The following is a 7,429-nucleotide window of genomic DNA, read 5'->3' as shown; positions in this document are numbered from 1 at the left end:
GCACGCCCCGCCAACTCCGCGAACGACACCGCGACACCACCCGCAACCACAGCGGGGGCGTCGGGCGTGCGGCGGGCGGCCTCGGCGACCAGGTCGGCCACCGGGGCGCCGGGCACCTCGGCGGCAGGGCCGGAGGCCGCCGCGGCGTCGGCGATGTCCAGGGTGCCCAGCGGCCTGCGGTCGGCCTGCTCGGGCGCGCCCTGCTCTGCCGCGATACCGCGCAGCAGCCGGCCGAACTCGGCCAGCAGCGCGTCCAGTCCCTCGGCGGTGTAGCGGGCGGCGTTTCCGTTGAGCTCGAAGCGCAGCCCGCCGCTGCCGGTGTCGCGGTAGACCGACAGCGACACGTCGTCGACGGGGCCCTCGGACAGGGTGCGCGCGGTGCCGTGGACCCCGCCGAAGTCGAGGTCGTAGTCGAAGGCCTTGATGTTGATCATCGGCCCGTGCAGCGCGGTTCCGCGCCCCACCAGGCTGAGGTCGCGGCGCACGTCCTCGGCCCGGTAGCGCTGGTGGGCGCGCAGCTCGCGCAGCCGGGCGGTGGTGTGCGCGAGCAGGTCGGCGACGGTGTCGGCGGGGTGCAGGCCCAGGCGCAGCGGCAGCACGTTGACCACCATGGCGGGCGTGCGCAGGGCGGCCGAGCCCAGGCGGCCCATGGCGGGCATGCCGAGCACGACGTCGCGGGCGCCGGTGCGGCGGTGGACGTAGCAGCCGAAGGCGGCGACGACCGTCTCGGCCCAGCTGGCGCCGGAGCGCCCGCCCAGCTCGGCCAGCCGCTCGGCGGTCTGCGCGTCCAGCCCGCCGGCGGCCGTGACGACGGCCGGTGCGGGCGCCGGCGGCGCGTCGCTGAGCAGCGGCGGTTCGGGCCGGTCGGCCAGCAGCGCGCTCCAGTACTCGCGATCAGCGGCGCGCCGCTCGGAGGCGGCGTAGTCCTCCTCCTCGGCGACGACCGCGGAGAGGTCGCCGAACCTGCGCTCGGGGCTCTGCCCGGAGGCGAGGGCGGTGTAGACCTCGGCGACGCGGCGGGTGAAGGTCGTGATGGCGTAGGCGTCGGCGACGACGTGGTGGAAGCGCTGGAACCACAGGTGGCGCTCGGGGCCGATGCGGTAGAGCACGAACCGGTGCAGCGGGCCGGCGGCGAGGTCGACGGGCGCGGCCATGTCGGCGCGCATCAGCGCGAGCGCCGCGCCGCGCGGGTCCTCGCGCGCGCTCAGGTCGGCCTCCTCCAGCAGCGGCCCGTCCCAGGGCAGGTCGGGGTGGAGGAGCTGGTGCGGCTCGTCCCGGCCGTCCTCCGGCCCCGCGGCGCCCGCCCGCCCCGGCCGCACCCCGCCGTCTGCGACGACGGTGCGCAGGGTGTCCGTCTCGGCGACGGTGCGCTCCAGGGCCGCCCGCAGCAGCGCGGGGTCCAGCCGGCCGGGCAGGTCGATGTACTGGCCCACGTTGTAGCGCCCGGCGGCGGGGTCCGCGCCGGCCGATGCGACGTGATGGGCGTAGTAGACGCCGCGCTGGGCACCGGTGAGTGCCAGCGACACGGGGGTCGGGGAGGGGCGGGTCTGGGTCATGGTGCGCTGCTTTCGGGAGAACGCGGCCGGCACGGGCACCGAAGGCCCCCTGCCGGATTCGGCGGAACGCGGGACGGCTGGGCCGGTCCGCGCCGGGCGGGCGCGGACCGGCGCGGGTCAGGCGGGTGCGGCGTCGGGCTCGGCCCAGCGCCGGCCGTCGGCGGAGGGCACCAGGCCGCCGTCCAGCAGCGGGGTCTCGGTGGTGGCCGGGCCGGTGACGCCGCGCTGCTGGATGCGGTTCATCTCCGACATCACGTCGGCCACCACGGGCGCGCGGAACAGCTCGGTCATGCGCTCGCCGCTGTCGGTGCGTGCGGCGCCCGTGCGCTCCACGGCCCCGGTCAGTTCGGCCGAGGAGGAGCTGAACCGGTGCGCCAGGGAGTCGGCGCCCACCAGCGCCGTCTCGGCCGAGGAGGCGCCGGCGACCAGGGTGGCGAACGCCTGCATGTCGTCGGTCTGCATGTTGGTGACCTTGCGGGCCTTCCAGAAGTAGGTCTCCTCGCGCTGCCGCATGTCGTAGAAGGCGGCGAGGAACTCGTAGAAGACGGCGTACTCCCGCCGGTAGCGGCCCTCGAACTCGCCGAAGGCCCGCTCCTCGCTCAGGTCTCCGGCGAGCACGCTGTTGAGGGAGCGCGCGGCGAGCAGCCCGCTGTAGGTGGCCAGGTGCACGCCGGTGGAGAACACCGGGTCGATGAAGCAGGCGGCGTCGCCGATGAGGGTGATGCCGGGCGCCCAGAAGCGGGTGTTGGCGTAGGAGTAGTCGCGGCGCACCCGGACGCTGCCGTAGGTGCCTTGGGTGATGCGCTTGGTGTCGCCGAGCAGGTCGCGGACGATTTCGCAGCGCTGGATGGACGCGCGCAGCGTGCCCTCGCGGTCGGCCTGGATGCGGGGGGCCTGGTCGCGGTTGAGGACGGCGCCGACGCTGGTGAGGTCGTCGCGCAGCGGGATGTACCACAGCCAGCCCTCGTCGAAGGCGGCGCAGAGGATGTTGCCGGCGTCGGGCTCGGGCATCCGGCCGCCGCCGGCGAAGTAGCCGAAGACGGCGAGGTTCTGGAAGAAGTCGGAGTAGTGGCGGGTGCCGCCGGCGGCCGCGTGCAGGCGGCCGGTGCTGCCGGAGGCGTCGACCACGTGGGCGGCGGCCAGTTCGCGGCGGGCGCCCGAGGGGTCGCTGTAGACGACGCCGGTGACGCGGCCGCCGCCGGTGACCGCCTCCAGCACCGACGACTCCTCGCGCACGTCGACCCCGTGCCGGGCGGCGTTGCGCAGCAGGATGTCGTCGAAGGTCATCCGGTCGACCTGGTAGGCGTAGGAGGTCGGTCCGGAAAGCGCGGGCGACAGGGCGAACAGGAAGTTCCACGGATCGGGGGCGGTGCCCCACCGGAAGCTGCCGCCGCGCTTGGTGGTGAACCCGGCGGCGCGCATCTCCTCGTCGGCGCCGAGCAGGCGGCAGACGCCGTGCACGGTGGCGGGCAGCAGCGACTCCCCGATCTGGTAGCGGGGGAACCGCTCCTTCTCCAGCAGCACGACCCGGTGGCCCTGGTCGGCGATCAGTGTGGCGGCGGTGGAGCCGGCGGGGCCGCCTCCGACGACGATGACATCGAATTCCTCTGGGGCGCTCATGCTCGCGGCTCCTGGTCTGGGACGGTCTCGGGAGGGGGGCGGGGTTACCGGTCGAGCAGCAGCCGGGTCCAGGCGGCGACCGTGGGCTCCTCGGCCAGGGTGATGAAGTCGGTCTCGACACCGGCCTTGCGCCAGCTCTCGACCAGGCTCATCAGGCGGATCGAGTCCATGCCGCGGTCGAGCAGGTCGTCCTGCTCGCCCAGCGAGCCCGCGGGCTCGCCCAGCACCTGCTCGACGTCGGCGCGGACGCGCTCGGCGGTCAGCTCGCCGCTGCTCTCGGCGGCCTGGTCCGCCCGGTCGGCGGCGGGGTTTTCGGACACGGCGTGTTCTCCTCGGGTCGCAGGGTCTCGGTCGGTCGGGTCCCGGTCGGTCGGGCCGGTTCGGGGCCGGCCGGGCGGGTGCGGCGGCTAGCGCCCGAAGACGGCCGCCTCCTCGGGGCGTGCGGCGGCGCCGGTGCGGGCGCTGATGGCGTCGAGGATCTCGCCGACGCGGACCGCGACGTTGGACAGCAGCGAGGACGAGATCCCGTGGGTGTGCTCGGTGCCGCCCTGCAGGTAGATGCCGCACGTCACCTCGTCGGAGGTCGCCAGCCGGTAGTCGCGCTCCACGGCGGGGCGCCCCGCGGAGTCGCCGACGACGTGCTCGGCCAGCTCGCCCAGCAGGTCGCGGGGGTCGGCCGCGGAGTAGCCGGTGGCGTAGACGAGGTAGTCGGCCTCGACGGCGGTGTGCTTGCCGCCGGCCAGGTCCTCCACGGTCACGGTCACCCCGCCGGAGCCCTCGTGCACGTCGGCCACGCGCGAGGTGTTGTGCATCCGCAGCCGCTCGGTGCCCTTGACCTTGTCCTGGTAGGCGGCCTGGTAGAGGGTGTCGATCAGGTCCGGGTCGACCACCGAGTAGTTGGTGTTGCGGTGGTAGCCCATGATCTCGGCCTTGGCCTCGGCGGAGGCACCGTAGAAGTCGTCCACGGCCTCGGGGTCGAAGATGCGGTTGGCGAAGGGGCTGTCGTCGGAGGGGCTGTAGCCGTAGCGCGAGAACACGGCGTGCACCTGGGCCCCGGGGAACCGGCGGTAGAGGTGCTCGACGCACTCGGCGGCGCTCTGCCCGGCGCCCACCACCACGAAGGAGCGGGGGGCAGCCGCGGCGTCCAGGCCCTCCAGGCTCTGCAACAGGTACTCGTTGTGCCAGACGCGCTCGCTGAGCCGCGCGCCGGCGGGCAGGCGCGGGGTCAGGCCGGGCGCGAAGACGACGTTGCGGCCGCGGCTGCGGTGGCAGGCGCCGTCGGCGGTGCGCGCCACGACGTCGATCTGGGCGATGCGCCCACCCTCGTCGCGGACCGGTTCGGCGCCCACCACCTCGGCGCCGTAGCGCACCTGGTCGCCGACGCGGTCGGCGCACCAGGCCAGGTAGTCGTGGAACTCCGTGCGCAGCGGGAACAGCGTCTTGTGGTTGATGAAGTCGTGCAGCCTGCCCGCGTCGTGCAGGTACGAGAGGAACCCGAAGTCGCTGGCGGGGTTGCGGGTGGTCACCAGGTCCTTGAGGAAGGAGACCTGCATCGTGGCGTCGTCGAGCAGCATGCCGCGGTGCCACCCGAACTCGGCCTGGCGCTCAAGGAAGACTCCGCTGAGCGGGGGTGTGGCGGGGTCGGCGGCGGCGCGCTCGCGCTGCTCGCGCAGGCCGATGGCCAGCGCGACGTTGGAGGGCCCGAAGCCGATCCCCACCAGGTCGTGGGAGGGCGGGGGCTGCGGCGTGTTGGTCACGGGGGTCCTTTCGGTTCTCACTCACCGGGTCGGTGCTCGCTGACGGGCGTGGCGGTGCTGTGCCGGGCGGCGCTCACACGCGCGAGTCGAGCGCGGGCGCCGGAGCGAGAGCGGCCGCCGCCTCGCCGGTGGTCAGCGCCATGCCGCAGCGCTGGGACACGTAGCGCAGCGCGAAGCGGTGGTCCTCGGCGCTGAAGTCGGCCGTGGCGTCGGCGACCAGGAACGGCTGGATGTCGCGCATGAAGGCGTCGGCGGCGGTGAGCAGGCAGCCGATGTGCGCGTAGACGCCGGTGATCAGCAGCTGGTCGCGGCCCAGGCCGCGCAGCCGCTCGGCCAGGCCGGTGCCGACGAAGGCGCTGTAGCGGTGCTTGGTGACCACCTCGTCGCCCTCTTCGGGCCGCAGCCGGGCGGCGATGTCGGAGTGGTCGGGGTCGGCGCGCATGCCGCGGCCCCAGAAGTCGAGTTCGAGGCCGCGGCGCTCGGGCGGCACGTCGCCGGGCTTGCAGGTGTAGACGACGGGGATTCCGGCGGCGCGGGCGCGCTCGCGCAGGGCGGCGATGTTGGCGAGGGCGCCTTCGAGCGGCTGGGTGCCCGCGGAGTAGGGCCGCAGGAAGTAGTGCTGCATGTCGTGGATGAGCAGGGCGGCCCGCGCGGGGTCGGGGCGCCAGTCCGCGCGGTTGTCGGGCAGCTCCGCCGCGGAGGGCAGGTCGTAGGGCTCGATGTGCGGCAGCGGCATCGGTCGTCCATTCGACGGGTCGTGGGGCGGGCCGGGGCGCGGGCGCGCGCTCCCGGGGCTGGTCAGTGCCGGGCGGCGGCCCGGGAGGGCGGCGGGGCGCCGGGCTCGGCCGGCGCGTGGGCGGCCCGGACCGCCTCGCGCAGCTCGCGCCGGCTGATCTTGCCGACCCCGGTGGCGGGGAACGCGTCGACGAGCTCCAGCCGGTCGGGGATCTTGTACGCGGCCAGGCCGCGTTCGCGCAGGAACGCCAGCAGCTCGGAGCGGGCGGGCCCGGCACCGCGCGGCACCACGTAGGCGCAGGTGCGCTCGCCGAGGAACCGGTCGGGCACGGCGACCACGGCGGCGTCGTGCACGCCGGGGTGGGCCAGCAGGTGGTTCTCGACCTCGTCGGGCGCGATCTTCTCGCCGCCGCGGTTGATCTGGTCCTTGGCGCGGCCTTCGACGACGATGTGGCCGGTGGGCGTGGTGCGCACCAGGTCGCCGGTGCGGTAGAAGCCGTCGGCGGTGAAGGCCTCGGCATTGTGCTCGGGGGCGCGGTAGTAGCCGCGGATGGTGTAGGGGCCGCGGGTCTGCAGCTCGCCGAGCGCGCCGGGGGCGACCTCGGTGCCGTCGCTGTCGACGACGCGGATCTCGTCGTCGGGCGAGATGGGCCGTCCCTGCGTGGTGACGACGACCTCCTCGGGGTCGTCGTAGCGCGTGTAGTTGACGAGCCCCTCGGCCATGCCGAAGACCTGCTGCAGCGTGCAGCCCAGCGTCGGGCGCACGCGGCGCGCGGCCTCGGCGTTGAACTTGGCCCCGCCGACCTGCAGCACGCGCAGGCTGGTCAGGTCCCGGTGGGCCTGGGAGCCGCCGTCGGCGGCGTCCAGCCACAGCATCGCCACGGGCGGCACGACGGCGGTGTGCGTGACGCCTTCGGCCTCGATCGCGGCCAGGCAGGTGGCCGGGCTGGGGTCGGGGGCCAGGACCACGGTGCCGCCGGCGCTGAACACGCCGAGGAAGCCGGGCGAGCTCATCGGGAAGTTGTGCACCACGGGCAGCGCGGCGAGGTAGACGGTGCCGGTGTCCAGCGCGCAGATCTCGGCGCTGGCGCGCACCGAGTACAGGTAGTCGTCGTGGGTGCGCGGGATGAGCTTGGGCAGCCCGGTGGTGCCGCCGGACAGCTGGAGGAACGCGACCTCGCCCGGGTCGGGCCCGGCGGTGGCGCCGGGACCGGCGCCGCCGCCCTCGCGGACCTCCTCCAGCGTCCTCATGTGCGCGCGGCCGCCCGTGTCGCCGGCCACCAGGATGTGCTCGGGGCCGCCGGTCTCGGCGCGCACCTGCTCGGCCAGCTCGCGGTAGTCGAACCCGGCGTCGGTGTCGGCGACGACCAGTGCGGCGGCCTCGGTGAACGAGCACAGGTAGGAGATCTCGGCCCGGCGGTGGGCCGGCAGCGCGTAGACGGGCAGGGCGCCGAGGCGCATCAGGGCGAAGGCGACCTCGAAGACCTCGGGGCGGTTGGGCAGCTGGACGACGACGCGGTCTCCGGCGCCGATGCCCAGGCGCGCCAGGCCGGCCGCCATGCGGTCGGCCCGGGTGTCGAGCTCGGCGTAGCTCCAGCGCCTGCCCGCGCCGATGACGGCTGTGCGCTCGGCGAAGCGGTGCGCGCGGTCGCGCAGGAACGCGCCGAGGGTCTCGCCCGTCCAGTAGCCCCGGCGTCGATAGCTGTCGGCGAACTCCGCGGGCCAGGGGGTGCATCCGGCGAGCATGGCTGTGGGCGGTCC

General features: G+C 74.9%; 6 protein-coding genes. All 6 read right to left on the bottom strand.

From position 1 onward, the window contains the following. On the bottom strand, window positions 1–1,556 hold a 1,556-nt coding region (locus ABEA15_RS21880; protein ID WP_345558705.1), incomplete at its 3' end, for a condensation domain-containing protein. A 117-nt stretch (window positions 1,557–1,673) separates the two neighbouring features. Then, on the bottom strand, window positions 1,674–3,176 hold the full coding sequence (locus ABEA15_RS21875; protein WP_345558703.1) for a tryptophan 7-halogenase: 1,503 nt from the start codon (window positions 3,174–3,176) through the stop codon (window positions 1,674–1,676). Between the two features lie 44 nt (window positions 3,177–3,220). Next, entirely contained in the window at window positions 3,221–3,496 is a 276-nt protein-coding gene (locus ABEA15_RS21870) for a phosphopantetheine-binding protein (protein WP_344143622.1), read from the bottom strand. A gap of 87 nt (window positions 3,497–3,583) precedes the next feature. Beyond that, window positions 3,584–4,933, bottom strand: coding sequence for a lysine N(6)-hydroxylase/L-ornithine N(5)-oxygenase family protein (locus ABEA15_RS21865; protein ID WP_344143621.1), 1,350 nt, complete (start codon window positions 4,931–4,933; stop codon window positions 3,584–3,586). A 73-nt stretch (window positions 4,934–5,006) separates the two neighbouring features. Further along, entirely contained in the window at window positions 5,007–5,669 is a 663-nt protein-coding gene (locus tag ABEA15_RS21860) for an isochorismatase family protein (protein ID WP_345558700.1), read from the bottom strand. Window positions 5,670–5,731: 62 nt separating this feature from the next. After that, entirely contained in the window at window positions 5,732–7,414 is a 1,683-nt protein-coding gene (locus ABEA15_RS21855; protein WP_345558698.1) for a (2,3-dihydroxybenzoyl)adenylate synthase, read from the bottom strand. Between the last annotated feature and the right edge of the window lie 15 nt (window positions 7,415–7,429).

Source organism: Streptomonospora halophila, assembly GCF_039542725.1.
GTDB classification, from domain to species: Bacteria; Actinomycetota; Actinomycetes; order Streptosporangiales; family Streptosporangiaceae; genus Streptomonospora; species Streptomonospora halophila.
This window is presented reverse-complemented; position numbering and strand designations above follow the sequence as displayed.